This window comes from Bacteroides graminisolvens DSM 19988 = JCM 15093 (genome assembly GCF_000428125.1).
In the GTDB taxonomy this organism is placed as follows: domain Bacteria; phylum Bacteroidota; class Bacteroidia; order Bacteroidales; family Bacteroidaceae; genus Bacteroides; species Bacteroides graminisolvens.
On the sequence record NZ_ATZI01000007.1, the window covers coordinates 81,827 to 98,468 of the forward strand.

A 16,642-nucleotide genomic window follows, 5' to 3' on the forward strand; every position below is an offset into this window, starting at 1 on the left:
CATGAGAAACACCTCTATGGCTCTAAACCTGTATGATTGAATTAATCTAATATGCTATGTTTCTGTTATTTACAATATACTTGATTGTATATTGTAAAAAGGGGGTGTGTCAATATTAATTAACACACCCTCATTTTACTATGATTGATTATCTCTAATCGTTCTTTACTTCACCTCCTCAAAATCAGCATCTTGAACATTATCACCATTCTTGCTGTCATCTGCATTAGCTTGTCCGGCATTCATGTCCGGTCCGGGCTGTGCCCCGCTTTGTGCATACATCTCAGCACTTGCAGCTTGGAAAGCAGTATTAACCTCGGCCATAGCTGTGTCAATTGCTGCTAAATCCTGAGCTTTATGAGCATCTTTCAATTTGGTAAGTGCAGCTTCAATAGGAGCTTTCTTATCAGCAGAAAGTTTATCACCCAGTTCTTCCAATTGCTTTTCAGTTTGGAAAATCATGCTGTCTGCCTGGTTCAGCTTATCAATCTTTTCACGTTCTTTCTTGTCAGCTTCTGCATTGGCTTCCGCTTCGGCTTTCATACGATCAATTTCCTCCTTGCTTAAGCCACTGGATGCTTCGATACGAATAGCCTGCTCTTTGCCTGTTGCTTTATCTTTTGCAGAAACCTTCAAGATACCGTTTGCGTCAATATCGAAAGTAACTTCAACTTGAGGAATACCACGACGCGCAGGAGCAATACCTGTCAGGTTGAACTGACCGATTGATTTGTTCTGTGAAGCCATGGGGCGTTCCCCTTGCAACACGTGAATGGTTACCTCAGTCTGGTTGTCGGCAGCTGTCGAGAATGTTTCACTCTTCTTGCAAGGAATAGTGGTATTGGCATCAATCAGCTTGGTCATTACACCACCTAATGTTTCAATACCCATTGAAAGAGGAGTTACATCCAACAATACCACACCTTTAATTTCGTCAGTCAAAACAGCACCCTGTACGGCAGCACCTACAGCAACCACCTCATCGGGGTTCACACCTTTGGAAGGAGTCTTACCGAAGAAATCTTCAACTAGCTTCTGAATAGAAGGAATACGTGAAGATCCACCTACCAAGATCACTTCATCAATGTCTGAATTGCTAAGTCCGGCATCGCTCATAGCCTTCTTACAAGGTTCCAAACAAGCCTGAATCAAATCGTGAGCCAACGATTCAAACTTAGCACGAGTCAGCGTTTTAACCAAGTGTTTAGGTACACCGCCAACCGGCATGATGTATGGCAGGTTGATTTCTGTTGAAGTAGATGACGAAAGTTCTATCTTTGCTTTTTCAGCAGCTTCCTTCAAACGTTGCAGAGCCATTGGATCCTGAGTAAGGTCTGCTCCTTCATCGTTTTTAAATTCTTGTACCAACCAGTTAATGATAACCTGGTCGAAGTCATCACCACCCAAGTGAGTATCACCATTGGTTGAAAGTACCTCAAACACACCGCCACCGAACTCAAGGATTGAGATATCGAAAGTACCGCCACCTAAGTCGAATACGGCAATCTTCATATCCTTATGAGCTTTGTCAAGACCGTAAGCCAAGGCAGCAGCTGTTGGTTCGTTCACAATACGTTTTACCTCAAGTCCGGCAATTTGTCCGGCTTCTTTGGTAGCCTGACGCTGTGAGTCGCTGAAATAAGCAGGCACAGTAATTACAGCTTCAGTAACCTCTTGTCCCAAGTAATCTTCTGCTGTCTTTTTCATTTTCTGAAGAATCATGGCAGAGATTTCTTGCGGAGTATAAAGACGTCCGTCGATGTCAACGCGCGGCGTATTGTTATCACCCTTCACTACTTTATAAGGCACACGTGCAGTTTCCTTCTGAACCTGATCCCAGTTCTCTCCCATGAAACGTTTGATGGAAAAGACTGTTCTCTGAGGATTCGTGATTGCCTGACGTTTAGCAGGATCACCTACTTTACGTTCGCCGCCATCAATAAATGCCACAATAGAAGGAGTTGTACGTTTACCTTCGCTATTTGAAATAACAACCGGTTCGTTTCCTTCGAATACAGAGACGCAGGAGTTTGTTGTTCCTAAGTCTATACCAATAATTTTTCCCATGATTATCTATTTTTTAATTGTTATTATTCGTTTTGAATGCTACCGGAGTCAAACCTCGGCAGACGTCAATGAAAGGACAAACCTTGTGCCAAAACGTAAAGCCAAGAATCCGGCATCGGTTTCTGACAGTAGAAAATGTCGTTTTTAGTCCTTATAAGAAGAGAAAACTGACAGAAAGGCAGAATTTTGAGAGCCGGACGTGAAGAGTTGGTTCATTTAGATGCGTCATTAAAGACTGTGGTATTTATAAAATGAATATCTTTGTGTACTGAATCATTTTAAATAAAAAAACGAATGAAGAAATTGCTTTGTTTACTATACCTGCCTCTGTGCTTATTGCTCCTGTCTTGTGGCAATTCCAAGCAAAATCGTAACTCGGAGGTAGCTGAAGGCAAACCTGTAGATTTGTTATACGCCAAACGCTTCAGCATCGTTCACAACACTGATTACACAACGGTAACCGTATATAATCCGTGGCAGAACAACGAGGTATACGATACGTATTACTTGGTTAAAGACGAGAAGGTTCGGGTTCCTGAAAATGGTCATAAAATAAAAATCCCTTTGCAATCGCTGATGATCAACTCGGCAACACATTTAGGGTTTATGGAGTTATTGGGAGAGCTTGATAAAGTAAAAGGGGTGTTTAGTTCTGCCTATATCTATAACCCTACTATCTTAAAAGGGGTGGCAGAAGGAAAGATAAAAGATTTGGGAGATGCGTTCAATCTGGACATAGAGAATCTCATCTTATTGCATCCGCAAGCTATTATGACATCGGCTTATAACGCCGATGATGAGAACAGCAAACGTATGAAGCAGACTGGCATTGCTATTATTTATAATATTGAGTGGCAGGAGAAAACGTTGTTAGGCAGGGCAGAATGGATCAAGTTCATGGGAGCTTTCTTCGACAAAGAACAGTTGGCCGACAGTATTTTTCATTCTGTTGAAACCAGATACAACGAAATCAAGGCAGCTGCTTCAAAGGTTCAAAACAAACCCGGCATTTTATCGGGACAAGATTACAGGGGCAGTTGGTCTATGCCTACCGGACTAAGCTACAACGCTCAATTGTTTCGTGATGCGGGAGGAAGTTACTTTTACGCCAATGACACAACAGCAAGCGGCAGCCGAAGCAGTACCATTGAAGAAGCTCTGGTACACTTCGGACAAGCGGATGTTTGGGTAGGTGCCGATGCTTCGTCTTTAGAGGAATTAGGAAGTATAGACAAGAAATACCAACTATTCAAAGCATTCAAAAACAAACAGGTATACAATATTAATAAGCGGAAAAATAAAAACGGGGGGAATGATTATTGGGAAAGTGGTGTAGCCCGACCCGATTTATTGTTGAGTGACATGATTCGCATCTTGCACCCCGAATTGCTTCCCGACTACGAAACGGTTTACATGGAGAAACTAAAATAACCGACTGGCTAATGAAGTACAGATTCACACTATTATTCGTCGCTTTCGGAATGGCATTGTTGGCAGATATCATTCTGGGCAGTGTTAACATTCCGCTCAGTGAAATATGGGGAACATTGACCGGACATGAAGGGAATGAGATTTACCGTGAAATTATTCTCAACCACCGCATTCCCAAAGCATTAACAGCTATATGTACCGGTGCAGCCTTATCGGTGGCGGGCGTGATGATGCAAACGCTGTTTCACAACCCGCTGGCCGGACCGGATGTACTCGGGGTGACTTCAGGTGCCAGCTTGGGAGTTGCCTTGCTTACCTTAAGCACTGCTGCACTTCCTTTTGCCTTTGTTTCGGGTTGGGGACAGGTACTGGCTGCCGTAATAGGAGCCACTGCTGTTTTGCTGCTTATCATCGTGGCCTCTGTCAAGATTCCCCAAACCGTGTCATTACTCATCATCGGTATGATGTTCGGCAACTTTGCCGGAGCCATTGTCAGCATCATGCAAAGCATCAGCAACCCCGACATGCTAAAGCTTTTTATCACATGGACCTTCGGCAGCTTATCATCCGTTGGTTGGGAGCAGATGTGGGTAATGGTGTTCGCTATCATGGGCGGACTTTTTATGGCTTTCTTGCTGCAGAAGCAATTAAATATCTTTCTATTGGGAAAGAATTACGCTGCCGGACTGGGAATTTCCGTCATGCGACTTCGTTTTCTGGTCATCCTTGCCACGGCATTACTTGCCGGCACATCAACCGCATTCACGGGTCCCATCGCATTTATAGGTATTACGATGCCACACATCGCCAGGGGATTGATGGAAACATCCAATCATCGCATTATTTTTCCGGCTGTGATATTGTGTGGTGCCACCGTTATGTTGTTGTGTGATATTATTTCTCAACTTCCGGGTACGCAGGGAACTCTTCCAATTAATGCCGTCACCGCTTTGTTTGGCGCCCCGGTTATTGTGTGGATTATCATTAAAAATAAAGGATAAACAGATGGAAAAACGTGTATTTGTTACCGGAGCTGCATCCGGAATAGGCAAAGCAATTGTAGAGGCATTTTGCATGGACGGAGCAAAAGTCGCTTTCTGTGATGTTGATGTGGTCAAAGGAAATCTACTCAGCAAACAAACCAATGCCCGCTTTTTTGAGGCGGATGTGAAGAATGAAGAAGCTCTGGAACATACCATGCGCGTTTTATTCGATGAGTGGGGCGACATTGACGTAATCGTTAACAATGCCGGTATCAGTGAGTTCTCTCCGATTACAGAAACTACCGTAGCGGAGTTTGATAAGATTTTGGCAACCAACCTGCGCCCTGCATTCATTACTTCTCGTTTGCTGGCCGTTCACAGAAGTCTACAAACAGAGGCTAATCCTTATGGGCGTATCATCAACATTGCCTCAACCCGGTATTTGATGAGTGAGCCTCACAGTGAAGGTTATGCCGCATCCAAAGGCGGAATTTATTCACTAACACATGCTCTGGCTTTGTCGCTGAGTAAATATGGCATCACCGTCAATTCCATTGCTCCAGGGTGGATAGAAAACAATAACTACGAAACATTAACCGACGCTGATCATGAGCAACATCCGTCACAACGGGTAGGCAAACCGGAAGACATAGCCCGTACCTGCCTTTTTCTTTGCCAACACGAGAATAATTTTATTAACGCAGAGAATATTGTGATAGATGGAGGCATGACAAAGAAGATGATCTATATATAATTGCGTTCCGATTTATTTTTTTATCTTTGCTCTGTTTATTTCAAACGACGACCTAACAAACCTGTTCGTTCGTTGTTATAGATTGATACTAAATATATAAAGCTAAATAATTAAAATGGGTAAAGTACTTATTATTGGTGCCGGGGGTGTAGGAACCGTAGTGGCACATAAAGTGGCACAAAATGCCGACACTTTCACTGATATTATGATTGCCAGCCGCACACGTTCAAAGTGCGATGCTATTGTTAAAGCCATCGGTAATCCGGCTATCAAAACAGCACAGGTAGATGCTGACAACGTAGAAGAACTGGTTGCACTGTTCAATGACTTCAAACCTGAACTGGTTATTAATGTGGCACTTCCTTATCAGGACCTTACCATTATGGAGGCTTGTTTGCAAGCCGGTGTCAATTACCTGGACACAGCCAACTATGAGCCAAAGGATGAAGCTCATTTTGAGTACAGCTGGCAATGGGCTTACCACGAAAGATTTAAGGAAGCCGGACTGACTGCTATCCTTGGCTGCGGTTTCGACCCGGGTGTGAGCGGTATCTACACGGCTTATGCAGCAAAACATCATTTTGATGAAATACATTACCTTGATATCGTTGACTGTAACGCGGGCGATCACCACAAGGCTTTTGCCACTAACTTCAATCCGGAAATCAACATCCGCGAAATTACGCAAAAGGGTCGTTACTACGAAAACGGTCAGTGGGTGGAAACGGGTTCTCTGGAAATTCACCAACCCATTACTTACCCTAACGTGGGTCCTAAAGAATCATACTTGCTTTACCACGAAGAATTAGAATCTTTGGTGAAGAACTTCCCCACTATTAAGCGTGCACGTTTCTGGATGACTTTCGGACAAGAGTATTTAACTCACTTGCGTGTCATTCAGAACATCGGTATGGCTCGTATCGACGAAATTGATTATAACGGACAGAAGATTGTTCCTATTCAGTTCCTCAAGGCTGTATTGCCTAACCCACAAGATTTGGGTGAGAACTACACAGGCGAAACTTCTATCGGTTGCCGCATTCGCGGAATCAAAGACGGAAAAGAGCGTACTTATTATGTGTATAACAACTGTAGCCATGAGGCTGCTTACAAGGAAACAGGCATGCAGGGCGTAAGCTATACAACCGGTGTTCCTGCCATGATTGGTGCCATGATGTTCTTCAAAGGATTGTGGAACCGCCCCGGAGTGAATAATGTGGAAGAATTCAATCCGGATCCGTTCATGGAACAACTCAACAAACAAGGTTTACCTTGGCACGAGGTATTCGATGCTGATCTTGAACTCTAAAATAAAAAAGTTATGAAAGTAGGAGATAAAGCCCCGGAAGTTCTGGGCATAAACGAAAAAGGAGAAGAAATACGCCTTGCCGATTACAAAGGAAAAAAGCTGGTGCTTTACTTCTACCCGAAAGACAATACTTCGGGCTGCACCACTCAGGCGTGCAATTTAAGAGATAACTATGCCGAATTGCGCAAAGCAGGTTACGAAGTAATCGGGGTAAGCGTGGATGACGAAAAGTCTCATCAAAAATTCATTGATAAGAATGAGTTACCCTTTACGCTAATTGCCGATACGGATAAAAAACTAGTGGAACAGTTTGGCGTTTGGGCTGAGAAGAAGATGTATGGAAGAGCCTACATGGGAACACTCAGAACCAGTTTCATTATCAACGAGGAAGGGGTTATTGAGCGAATCATCGATTCGAAAGAGGTGAACACCAAGGCTCATGCCGAGCAGATAATGAACATAAAGTAGCATACAAGAAACTACTAACCAAGAATAATATGGCCAAGAAAGACGAATTAAATTTTGAATCAGATACGAACAAAATGGCATCAAGCGAAAAATTAAAAGCCTTACAGGCAGCCATGGACAAGATAGAAAAGAACTTCGGTAAAGGTTCTATCATGAAAATGGGCGATAACAGTGTGGAACAAGTCGAAGTAATCCCAACAGGATCAATAGCTCTTAATGCCGCACTAGGCGTAGGAGGCTATCCCAGAGGAAGAATCATTGAAATATATGGTCCGGAATCATCGGGAAAAACAACGCTCGCCATTCATGCCATTGCCGAAGCTCAAAAGGCCGGTGGTATAGCAGCGTTCATCGATGCGGAACATGCATTCGACCGCTTTTATGCTGCCAAACTGGGTGTTGACATCGACAATTTGTGGATTTCTCAACCCGACAACGGCGAACAGGCTTTGGAAATTGCCGAGCAATTAATCCGTTCATCGGCCATCGATATTATCGTAATCGACTCTGTTGCAGCACTGACTCCGAAAGCTGAAATTGAAGGAGATATGGGTGATAACAAAGTGGGATTGCAAGCCCGACTGATGTCTCAGGCTTTGCGTAAGCTAACGGCTGCCGTCAGCAAAACACGCACTACCTGCATCTTTATCAACCAGTTGCGCGAAAAGATTGGAGTGATGTTCGGTAACCCCGAAACAACAACGGGTGGTAACGCACTGAAGTTCTACGCTTCTGTTCGTCTGGATATCCGCAGATCGACACAACTCAAAGACGGTGAAGATGTAATTGGTAACCAAACTCGTGTAAAGGTGGTGAAGAACAAAGTAGCACCTCCTTTCCGCAAAGCGGAGTTCGACATTATGTTTGGCGAAGGAATCTCTCGTTCGGGCGAGATTATTGATTTGGGAGCTGAGCTAGGTGTTATCAAAAAGAGCGGTTCGTGGTATAGCTACAACGAAACCAAGCTGGGACAAGGTCGTGACGCTGCTAAGCAATGCGTTTCCGATAATCCTGAATTGGCAGAGGAATTAGAAAAGCTCATCTTTGAAAAGATGCAGGAAGGTAAATAACCAACCGTTGCTTATTATATAGAAGTTCTGCTCAGAAACCGAAAACAACCGGACTTTCTGAGCAGAACTTTTTTTTGCTTGTACTGTAACAAAAGCAAGAACGCCTACGTCTAAAGATTAAAACATAGATGCAATAACCATGTAGGAAACGCTCTTTAAAACCAATAGATATAAGCCAGTGTGCCCAGACTAATTACCATCCACAAGAGTACTCCCTGAACAAGCGGTTTTATACCTACCGACTTCAACACATCACGCGACAGAGAAGCACCTATAAAGAAAAGAGTAATCGTTAATCCCTTACGGGCAATGTAATTAATAGTCTGTCCTACCTGAGGTACCCCGGTAAGCAAATAGGTATTCACCACCATAGCCAGAATGAAGAAGAATATAAACCAAGGGATGCTTACTTTTTGCCCTTTGCTTTTGAAGAGGAACGAAGTGACAAAAGCCAAGGGTATAATCCACAAAGCGCGAGTGAGCTTAATGGTTGTGGCTACTTTCAAGGCTTCTTCTCCGTAAGCAGCGCCGGCACCTACCACCGAACTGGTATCATGAATGGCGATGGCTGCCCACGTGCCGAACTCGTGCTGACTCATGCCCAGCCAATGTCCGATGACAGGAAAGACAAACAGAGCGATGGCATTCAGAACGAAAATAGTACCTAGTGCCACAGACATTTCACTGTCTTTCGCTCGCAAAACAGGTCCCACAGCCGCAATGGCACTACCTCCGCAAATGGCTGTTCCCGAGCTGATGAGGTAAGATGTATCTCTATCTACTTTCAGTACTTTACGACCGATAAACCAACCAATCAGCATGGTACCCACCACAGAAAGAATCGTAAATTCCATCCCTTCTTTGCCCGAAGCCAAAGCGGCATGCAGATTCATACCGAAACCCAGTCCCACCACCGAATATTGAAGTAAGTATTTTGATGTTTTCTTGTTGAACTTAGGATGCGCCTGTCCGCAAAGCAACGCGAAAGCCAAACCCAGAAACAAGGCTACAGGCGGTGTTAACCAATGCGTATAAGGAGATGCACCGGGTATAAAATCAATCAGTAAAACCAAGGTTTGAATAACCAGAAGTGATACGTAAACGAATTTGTTATTTGCCTTGAGGCATTCAGTCATTGCTGCCATATCTTATATTATTTATATGTTTATGGGTGCAAAGGTAGAGTGCTTTTGCGAATTACGCCAATCGTTTCTTTTTATGATCTATAACTTTTTATTATGAAGTAAGGCATATTGCATGAAGACTTGCGCCAAACCTCCCTCCTGCCCTTGCATTTGTGCAAAACTAAAGGTTCGTTGCATAGGCATTCCTTTTATATCGATGACGCGGTACATGCCCGCCATTAGCTCGCGGCTTACCGAACGCACGGATACAATGCCCATGCAGTCAGAATTGCTCAGGAATAATTTGATACTTTCCGTGCTTCCCAAGTAGAGCAACACGTTTAAGGCAGAAAGTCGCAGGTCATGTTGTTGCAAGGCTTTCTCGAATACATCGAGTGTACCCGATCCTCGTTCGCGAAGCACCAAAGGTATATTCGGTAAATCTTGTGGGAGTATTTCATCGGCCATGCGCAGTTTGCTACCGGGATTTACAATGGCCACCAGTTCATCATCTAGGAAATCAGTGTATTTCAATTGAGGCAGGCGAACGATACCCTCAACGAGTCCCAAATCAATTCGGTGCTCCTGAAGTGCCGTTTCCACATCTCGTGAATTGCCGTTAAAGAGGGAGAGTTTTACTTGGGGGAACTTCTCGATGAAGCTCCCCAGTAATGGTGGTAATACATATTGGGCAATCGTTGTACTGGCACCCAATCGTAGCTCGCCTGTATAAGCGTTATGAAGCAAATTCATTTCATACGCCAACCGTTTGTAGTCATCCAGTATGCGCTCGCTATGCTGTAGCAATAGTTTTCCGGCTTCGGTCAGTGTAATTTTATTGCCTAGCCTGTCGAACAAGCGCACCTGGTAGGTAGATTCCAATTCCTGTATGTGCTTGGTAATGGCAGGCTGACTGATAAAAAGTTCTTGTGAAGCCTTGGTAAAGCTCAAGTTCTTGGCTACATGCTGAAAGACTTTTAAACGGAAATCAGACATTGGCGAACTGTATTTTAATAACGTTCTGTATTGTCCATTGTCGCCATAATAGGTAACAGTGCGCTATCCCATCGGTAGGGCAGCTCAACAGCAGACGATTTAGAAAGCATTCTTACAATATCCTTCTTCTCTGAATTAATATCAAAGATATAGTCTACCAGTTTTTGATGTATCGATTCCGGATACACATCGTTATCCCCGACAACAATTAATTGTGTGATATCTTTGGACTCCAGGAGTATATCCAGCAAATCGAGGAACAGACCTTCGGGAGAGATTAAATCTTCAGTAGGAACACTGGAGAATAAAAACTCATAGCCTGCATCACAACAGGCAACTCCATTGAGTTCAGTACTTAGTGACGAAGGCGTCAAATCGGGCAGCAGCTCCGAGTCTTTGTCATACGTAAAAATCACCTGTACCTGATTGTTGGGTACATAAGGGAATTTAGCATCGAACAAAATGCACCTTACATACTTTACTATATCTCCTTTCTCTTTGGCATTGAAATCTATTTTTTCAGAAAACTCTTTTAAACTAGCTGTTAAACGGTTTACATAAGCAGCATCAATCGCAATAACAGTGGGCGCAAAATTTAATTTTTTCATGTATTATTTTATTTGAGGGTATAAAGATAATGAAAAAGTTCTTTCTAGCGCTAAAGCTTCTCCTTTCTTTATCCGGATAGTTGCCTTCAGTCCGGTTTCAGGGAACATTGATTGAAACAAAACGTCAGAAAATAAACAAGTAAACAGTTCCTTAACTGACTTTTTGTCTCCATAAGACAATGCTTAACTGAAAAATAGTCAGTAAAACGCCGTTGGCAAAACTTTTGCACCCTATCAGTTGTTATTTCATTACTAAACAAGAAGAAAGGAGAACTAACTATATGAACTTTAACAATTTTACTATCAAATCGCAAGAGGCAGTACAAGAGGCTGTGAATCTTGCTCAAAGCAGGGGCCAGCAGGCCATTGATCCTGTTCATGTATTGCACGCCGTGATGAAGGTGGGCGAAAACGTAACTAACTTTATCTTTCAGAAGCTGGGAATGAACGGTCAGCAAGTTGCTTTGGTGGTCGACAAGCAGATGGAATCTCTGCCCAAGGTATCGGGTGGCGAACCGTATTTGAGCCGTGAAACCAATGAGGTTTTTCAAAAGGCAACTCAGTACTCTAAGGAAATGGGCGACGAATTTGTATCGCTGGAACATCTATTGCTGGCTTTACTCGTTGTCAAAAGCACGGTTTCTACCATCTTGAAAGATGCCGGGATGATTGAGAAGGAACTTCGGGCTGCCATCAATGAACTTCGCAAAGGAGAAAAGGTCACTTCACAATCCAGCGAAGATACATACCAGAGTCTGGAGAAATATGCCGTCAACTTAAACGAGGCAGCACGTAACGGGAAACTCGACCCGGTTATCGGGCGCGACGAGGAGATTCGCCGTGTGTTGCAAATATTAAGCCGACGCACCAAGAACAACCCCATATTAATAGGTGAACCGGGTACGGGTAAAACAGCCATCGTTGAGGGATTGGCGCATCGTATTCTACGGGGTGATGTGCCCGAGAACCTGAAAAACAAACAGGTTTACTCATTGGATATGGGAGCGCTCGTTGCCGGTGCCAAATACAAAGGAGAGTTCGAAGAGCGGCTGAAATCGGTTATCAACGAGGTTATCAAGTCCGACGGGAACATCATTCTCTTCATCGACGAGATCCACACATTAGTTGGAGCCGGAAAAGGTGAAGGGGCTATGGATGCGGCCAACATACTCAAACCGGCTTTGGCACGAGGTGAATTGCGCTCCATTGGTGCAACCACACTGGATGAATACCAGAAATATTTCGAAAAGGATAAGGCATTGGAACGTCGTTTTCAGATTGTTCAGGTTAACGAGCCCGATACACTAAGCACCGTATCTATTCTGCGTGGACTGAAGGAGCGTTACGAAAATCACCACAAGGTTCGTATCAAAGATGATGCAATTATTGCTGCCGTGGAACTAAGCAATCGTTACATCACCGATCGTTTTTTGCCCGACAAGGCCATCGACCTGATGGATGAAGCGGCTGCCAAGTTACGAATGGAGGTCGACTCGGTGCCTGAAGAGCTGGATGAAATTTCGCGTAAGATTAAGCAGCTCGAAATTGAGCGTGAAGCCATCAAACGTGAAAGAGATGAAGTGAAACTGCAACAACTCAACAAAGAGATTGCCGAACTAAAAGAGCAGGAAAACTCGTTCAAAGCCAAATGGCAAAGTGAGAAAGAGCTGGTGAACCAAATTCAGCAAAACAAAATTGAAATTGAGAATCTCAAATTCGAAGCCGAGAAGGCCGAACGGGAAGGTGATTACGGCAAGGTGGCTGAAATCAGATACGGTAAACTTCAGGCGCTGAACAAGGAGATTGAAGACACACAGCGCAAACTGCACGAGATGCAGGGTGACAGTGCCATGATTAAAGAAGAGGTTGACGCGGAAGACATTGCCGATGTGGTTTCCCGGTGGACCGGTATTCCGGTGAGCAAAATGCTTCAGAGCGAAAAGGATAAGCTCCTGAATCTGGAAGAAGAGTTACACCAACGGGTAATCGGACAGGATGAGGCCATTGAAGCAGTGTCCGATGCTGTGCGACGCAGCCGGGCCGGACTGCAAGACCCGAAACGCCCCATTGGTTCTTTCATTTTCCTGGGAACTACGGGTGTGGGAAAAACGGAGCTGGCCAAAGCGCTTGCCGAGTTTTTGTTTGACGATGAAACCATGATGACGCGTATCGACATGAGTGAGTACCAAGAGAAACACAGTGTTTCGCGTTTGGTTGGAGCTCCTCCTGGATACGTGGGGTATGATGAAGGCGGACAGCTTACCGAAGCCATCCGAAGAAAACCCTACTCGGTTGTTTTGTTCGACGAGATTGAAAAGGCACATCCTGACGTATTCAACATCTTGTTGCAAGTACTGGATGACGGGCGCCTCACAGACAACAAAGGCCGCGTGGTAAACTTTAAAAATACCATCATCATCATGACCTCTAACATGGGTAGCAGTTACATTCAGAGTCAGATGGAGAAGTTAAACAGTGGTAACAAAGAGGCTATTGTTGAAGAGACTAAACGAGAAGTCATGAACATGCTCAAGAAGTCCATTCGACCCGAGTTTCTAAACCGTATTGACGAAACCATCATGTTCTTGCCGCTGACTGAGAAAGAGATCAGGCAGATTGTACTCCTGCAAATAGGAAGCGTACAAAAAATGCTTGCCGGCAATGGTGTAAATTTGGAATTGACCAATGAGGCTATAGAGTTTATTGCCAAGGCCGGATACGATCCGGAGTTTGGTGCCCGTCCGGTTAAAAGAGCCATTCAGCGTTATTTGTTGAATGATCTGTCTAAGAAGATGTTGGCACAGGATGTTGACAGAAACAAACCCATTATTGTCGATTCATTCGGTGAGAGTTTGGTATTCAGAAACTAAAAAGGCGGTTTAGTGATGCCTTTTCAAGAAACAAGGCTGTTTGCACACGACAAAGCGTGACAAACAGCCTCTCTTCATTGAAAAGCTCAGGTTATAAATAGACTCCGTAAAGAATTTGTTTCACTACAATGTTACAAGCCAAATGAGTGATAACCAATACATAATTCCCTTTTTCGGGCAACTGAAAACAGATGTCACCCCTCTCATATTCCCATTCAGCCATTTTTATCCCATGATGCGTGTATAAAAACACCATGGAACCCGGCATGATATTGCAAACACGCAATATGCCATCATGCTGGTTAACATCTACAGCAACTTCTCTGTTATCAAATAATTCCATGTTTATAAAATGCCCGTAGTTTCCTTTGCCAGGCTATTAAATAAAGAAAGCGTGGAAACTATTGTTATTATTGTACCTGAGGCTCTGGACCTGCCCACTATTCAAATAATACACAATAGCCCACGCTCTTATACTATATATTGGATATACAGCTGAGCAGGAGCGTTTATTTATTATCTCTGAATAGTGAAATTGTCCAGATTTCAAGTACCAGATAATATGCAAAAACGCTTTGAAATTTACTTCTTATATTTTTCGTATCAGGAGCTATGATTGGCTCTCTAAACGATAAAACAAAGATATTGAAAAGGATAAAATAAACAAAAAAATGAAGAGAAATATTTATGCTGATAGGAGAAATATTAAAATTGAGTCAAACTGCCTTATAAAAGCATATTAAAAGGAGATACAGACACAAAAAAACATGGAAATATATCAACTATTTCCATGCTTTTTTATAGATAAATCAATTAGTTTATTCAGCAGCTGTTTCTTCAGTCGCTGCTCCATTAAATTCAGTAATACCATTCGTTACAAGTATGTTATACCAAGAAATCAATTTTTTGATATCTCTAGAATACACACGATCACGATCAAAATCGGGTAATACTTCAGCCAAATAAGCATTAAGAGCTTTATCATCTGCTTTCTTAACATCAATAGATGCTACGTTGCCGTTTTCTTTCTCTTTGATGGCAGTCAACACGTCCTTTAAAGGTGCCTCACCATCTTCAACGAATATAGCAATATCACCTAATGATATCATTTTCTCGTGGCCATAAGCAGGAATACGCTTTTTGTCTGCCGACAACGATTCTACTATCAGCATGTTTTTGCCTTTTGAAATGAGTTTATATAATCCCGGTTTACCTGAGATCGACATAATGGTTTTCAGCATAGTAAATTTTACTTTTATTTTTAAACTGTTTGGAAAGCAAAAGTAATATTCAGTAATGAGATGAGCAACCTTAACATCATAAAAAAGGAGGATTTAAACATATATTAGGAAACGTCTATCAGGCCAAAGTCTTTATTAATGCGCCAAGTTGAGGAATCAACGCCTGCTTGTCGTCATTATAAATGATGTGATGAGCAAATGCCATTTTATCTTCGTCGGGCATCTGGTTACGCATTCTTTGTTGGATCTGCTCTGCCGCACAAGCATCTCTGCTCACGGCTCTCCGCAGCCTTATTTCTTGGGGAGCATAAACAAGAACCACCTGGTCAACATCCTCCGTAAAACCGGCTTCAATCAGAATGGCAGCTTCAATACCCACAATGGGGTAAGAAGAATGTGACTGCGCCCAACGACGAAAATCATCTTTTATGCGGGGGTGAATGATTCCATTAACCATAGTCAGGTTATCTTTATTCCCAAAAATGTATGAAGCCAGCAAGGGCCTGTTCAGTTTGCCATCTTGGTATACCTCATCACCCAAAAGGGATATTAATGCGGCACGTATATCCGGATCAGTTTCCGTAAGTCGTTTCGACTCCACATCTGCAATATAAACGGGAACTCCCATGAGTTGGAGCAGCTTTGAAACAACACTTTTTCCACTCCCTATACCACCTGTTATGCCAATTTTAATACTCATATACGGTAGCTTGCTCTATTAAAAAGTCAACAGCAGGCGGATAAATGCGCACATGACTTGCACCCCGAGGCACACTCTTTATCTTCACTGCATATTTATCCTTCCCACCCAAATGGAGCAACTCCTCATAAGACACATTGAGCACAAAATCATCGGCATTGATACTCTTGAAGCGACTAACCCCTACCTGAAAAGTAAGTTGTACTTTTGAAGGGAAAGTTCTCAGTACCTTGTCGGCCGGAAAATTAATGCCCCTGACAGGAACCTCAACGGTCTTCTCAGTGTACAAGTCTATGGGTAATACCATATTCAACTGATCGGGAACAAACTTGGCCCCCTTTACCTTTGAAAGAGAAATGTGGTGAATGAGGGTATCGGTCATACCCGTGAGATTAAGCCGTTGCGTATAAGCAGCCGTCAACGTATCTAAAATAAAGGGAGGCGCATAAACCAATACCGAATCGGGAGAAAAGAGCGTATCAGCAATATAATACTGACGGGCCGGTGTTAATTTACCAATGAGCCTAACCGGAACCTTTTTGGATTTCCCTGTGGAGAAGTAATATTCCAGCGTATCGGGATTCACAGCAAGCAAACGCGTTGAAGCGCCTAACTGTCCGGTTACCTGTTTCTCTATATCTGCCCAATTCACCTTGACGCGACTACTAGTTGTTTTACTCAACGGAAAGTTCAAAGTGATTGGTAGAAAACTTTTTCCCAGCATGTAATTCAGCAGTACCGTACCCTTATCCTTTACTTTGATTTTAATCTCAGCAGGCGGTTCTGTTGTCAGCATCACATTATCGGGCACGCCTCTCAGGCGCACAGGAATAGAGAATTCTGTTTCGTAATCGTTGTTTAGTGTTTGTAAAAGCCAGAACGCACTAGCTATGAAGTAAAAGAATAAAAAAATTAAGAACTCTCTGCTCTTATCACTAAGCAGAAAGCCCTTAATCCTTCTTATAGATTTCAAATAAAGACACTTTATGTTCCGTAATCTGAACATGGTCATTATTTATTA

General features: G+C 43.1%; 15 protein-coding genes. 7 read left to right on the forward strand and 8 right to left on the reverse strand.

Annotated features, from left to right (window positions below; translation table 11 throughout):
- Positions 1-165 precede the first annotated feature (165 nt).
- On the reverse strand, positions 166-2,067 hold the full coding sequence (gene dnaK, locus C511_RS0107520; protein ID WP_024996477.1) for a molecular chaperone DnaK: 1,902 nt from the start codon (positions 2,065-2,067) through the stop codon (positions 166-168).
- Positions 2,068-2,361: 294 nt separating this feature from the next.
- Between dnaK and C511_RS0107530 the strand changes: the two genes are divergently transcribed.
- From C511_RS0107530 to recA, 6 genes are all read left to right on the forward strand, one after another.
- Positions 2,362-3,498, forward strand: a complete 1,137-nt coding sequence (locus tag C511_RS0107530; RefSeq protein WP_024996478.1) for an ABC transporter substrate-binding protein — start codon at positions 2,362-2,364, stop codon at positions 3,496-3,498.
- 11 nt (positions 3,499-3,509) lie between these two features.
- Positions 3,510-4,499, forward strand: coding sequence for an iron ABC transporter permease (locus C511_RS0107535; protein ID WP_024996479.1), 990 nt, complete (start codon positions 3,510-3,512; stop codon positions 4,497-4,499).
- Between the two features lie 4 nt (positions 4,500-4,503).
- Entirely contained in the window at positions 4,504-5,235 is a 732-nt protein-coding gene (locus C511_RS16400) for an SDR family NAD(P)-dependent oxidoreductase (RefSeq protein ID WP_226992506.1), read from the forward strand.
- Positions 5,236-5,350: 115 nt separating this feature from the next.
- Entirely contained in the window at positions 5,351-6,544 is a 1,194-nt protein-coding gene (locus C511_RS0107545) for a saccharopine dehydrogenase family protein (RefSeq protein ID WP_024996481.1), read from the forward strand.
- Positions 6,545-6,556: 12 nt separating this feature from the next.
- Positions 6,557-7,012: a thioredoxin-dependent thiol peroxidase gene (gene bcp / locus C511_RS0107550; protein WP_027317998.1), complete on the forward strand. Its 456-nt coding sequence runs from the start codon at positions 6,557-6,559 to the stop codon at positions 7,010-7,012.
- Between the two features lie 29 nt (positions 7,013-7,041).
- Positions 7,042-8,082, forward strand: coding sequence for a recombinase RecA (gene recA / locus C511_RS0107555; RefSeq protein WP_024996482.1), 1,041 nt, complete (start codon positions 7,042-7,044; stop codon positions 8,080-8,082).
- A gap of 155 nt (positions 8,083-8,237) precedes the next feature.
- Here the strand turns inward: recA and C511_RS0107560 are convergent, their stop codons facing one another.
- The 3 genes from C511_RS0107560 to C511_RS0107570 all read right to left on the reverse strand — a co-directional run bounded on the left by C511_RS0107560 (position 8,238) and on the right by C511_RS0107570 (position 10,810).
- Entirely contained in the window at positions 8,238-9,227 is a 990-nt protein-coding gene (locus C511_RS0107560; protein ID WP_024996483.1) for a YeiH family protein, read from the reverse strand.
- Between the two features lie 78 nt (positions 9,228-9,305).
- The gene (locus tag C511_RS0107565) at positions 9,306-10,202 is read right to left on the reverse strand and encodes a LysR substrate-binding domain-containing protein (protein ID WP_024996484.1); all 897 of its coding nucleotides are present in this window, start codon (positions 10,200-10,202) and stop codon (positions 9,306-9,308) included.
- Between the two features lie 14 nt (positions 10,203-10,216).
- Complete coding sequence (locus C511_RS0107570; protein WP_024996485.1) at positions 10,217-10,810, reverse strand: hypothetical protein; 594 nt, start codon at positions 10,808-10,810, stop codon at positions 10,217-10,219.
- Positions 10,811-11,091: 281 nt separating this feature from the next.
- Between C511_RS0107570 and clpB the strand changes: the two genes are divergently transcribed.
- Positions 11,092-13,680: an ATP-dependent chaperone ClpB gene (gene clpB / locus C511_RS0107575; RefSeq protein WP_024996486.1), complete on the forward strand. Its 2,589-nt coding sequence runs from the start codon at positions 11,092-11,094 to the stop codon at positions 13,678-13,680.
- A gap of 91 nt (positions 13,681-13,771) precedes the next feature.
- On the opposite strand, the gene C511_RS0107580 is transcribed toward clpB, so the two are convergent.
- From C511_RS0107580 to C511_RS0107595, 4 genes are all read right to left on the reverse strand, one after another.
- Positions 13,772-14,023: a hypothetical protein gene (locus C511_RS0107580; protein WP_024996487.1), complete on the reverse strand. Its 252-nt coding sequence runs from the start codon at positions 14,021-14,023 to the stop codon at positions 13,772-13,774.
- Between the two features lie 475 nt (positions 14,024-14,498).
- Positions 14,499-14,921 carry a DUF5606 family protein gene (locus C511_RS0107585; protein ID WP_024996488.1) on the reverse strand — a complete coding sequence of 141 codons (423 nt, stop codon included), beginning with the start codon at positions 14,919-14,921 and terminating at the stop codon, positions 14,499-14,501.
- Positions 14,922-15,039: 118 nt separating this feature from the next.
- On the reverse strand, positions 15,040-15,621 hold the full coding sequence (coaE, locus tag C511_RS0107590) for a dephospho-CoA kinase (protein ID WP_027317999.1): 582 nt from the start codon (positions 15,619-15,621) through the stop codon (positions 15,040-15,042).
- Complete coding sequence (locus C511_RS0107595) at positions 15,611-16,627, reverse strand: CdaR family protein (protein ID WP_024996489.1); 1,017 nt, start codon at positions 16,625-16,627, stop codon at positions 15,611-15,613. The genes coaE and C511_RS0107595 overlap by 11 nt, the downstream gene beginning before the upstream one ends.
- Positions 16,628-16,642 lie beyond the last annotated feature (15 nt).

Bases quoted from the DNA above. Each gene is read 5' to 3' on its own strand.
- recA (WP_024996482.1), top strand. From the start codon at position 7,042: ATGGCCAAGAAAGACGAATTAAATTTTGAATCAGATACGAACAAAATG.
- C511_RS0107580 (WP_024996487.1), bottom strand. From the start codon at position 14,023: ATGGAATTATTTGATAACAGAGAAGTTGCTGTAGATGTTAACCAGCAT.
- coaE (WP_027317999.1), bottom strand. From the start codon at position 15,621: ATGAGTATTAAAATTGGCATAACAGGTGGTATAGGGAGTGGAAAAAGT.
- bcp (WP_027317998.1), top strand. From the start codon at position 6,557: ATGAAAGTAGGAGATAAAGCCCCGGAAGTTCTGGGCATAAACGAAAAA.
- dnaK (WP_024996477.1), bottom strand. From the start codon at position 2,067: ATGGGAAAAATTATTGGTATAGACTTAGGAACAACAAACTCCTGCGTC.
- C511_RS0107585 (WP_024996488.1), bottom strand. From the start codon at position 14,921: ATGCTGAAAACCATTATGTCGATCTCAGGTAAACCGGGATTATATAAA.
- C511_RS0107560 (WP_024996483.1), bottom strand. From the start codon at position 9,227: ATGGCAGCAATGACTGAATGCCTCAAGGCAAATAACAAATTCGTTTAC.
- C511_RS0107535 (WP_024996479.1), top strand. From the start codon at position 3,510: ATGAAGTACAGATTCACACTATTATTCGTCGCTTTCGGAATGGCATTG.
- C511_RS0107545 (WP_024996481.1), top strand. From the start codon at position 5,351: ATGGGTAAAGTACTTATTATTGGTGCCGGGGGTGTAGGAACCGTAGTG.
- clpB (WP_024996486.1), top strand. From the start codon at position 11,092: ATGAACTTTAACAATTTTACTATCAAATCGCAAGAGGCAGTACAAGAG.
- C511_RS0107595 (WP_024996489.1), bottom strand. From the start codon at position 16,627: ATGTTCAGATTACGGAACATAAAGTGTCTTTATTTGAAATCTATAAGA.
- C511_RS0107530 (WP_024996478.1), top strand. From the start codon at position 2,362: ATGAAGAAATTGCTTTGTTTACTATACCTGCCTCTGTGCTTATTGCTC.
- C511_RS0107570 (WP_024996485.1), bottom strand. From the start codon at position 10,810: ATGAAAAAATTAAATTTTGCGCCCACTGTTATTGCGATTGATGCTGCT.
- C511_RS16400 (WP_226992506.1), top strand. From the start codon at position 4,504: ATGGAAAAACGTGTATTTGTTACCGGAGCTGCATCCGGAATAGGCAAA.
- C511_RS0107565 (WP_024996484.1), bottom strand. From the start codon at position 10,202: ATGTCTGATTTCCGTTTAAAAGTCTTTCAGCATGTAGCCAAGAACTTG.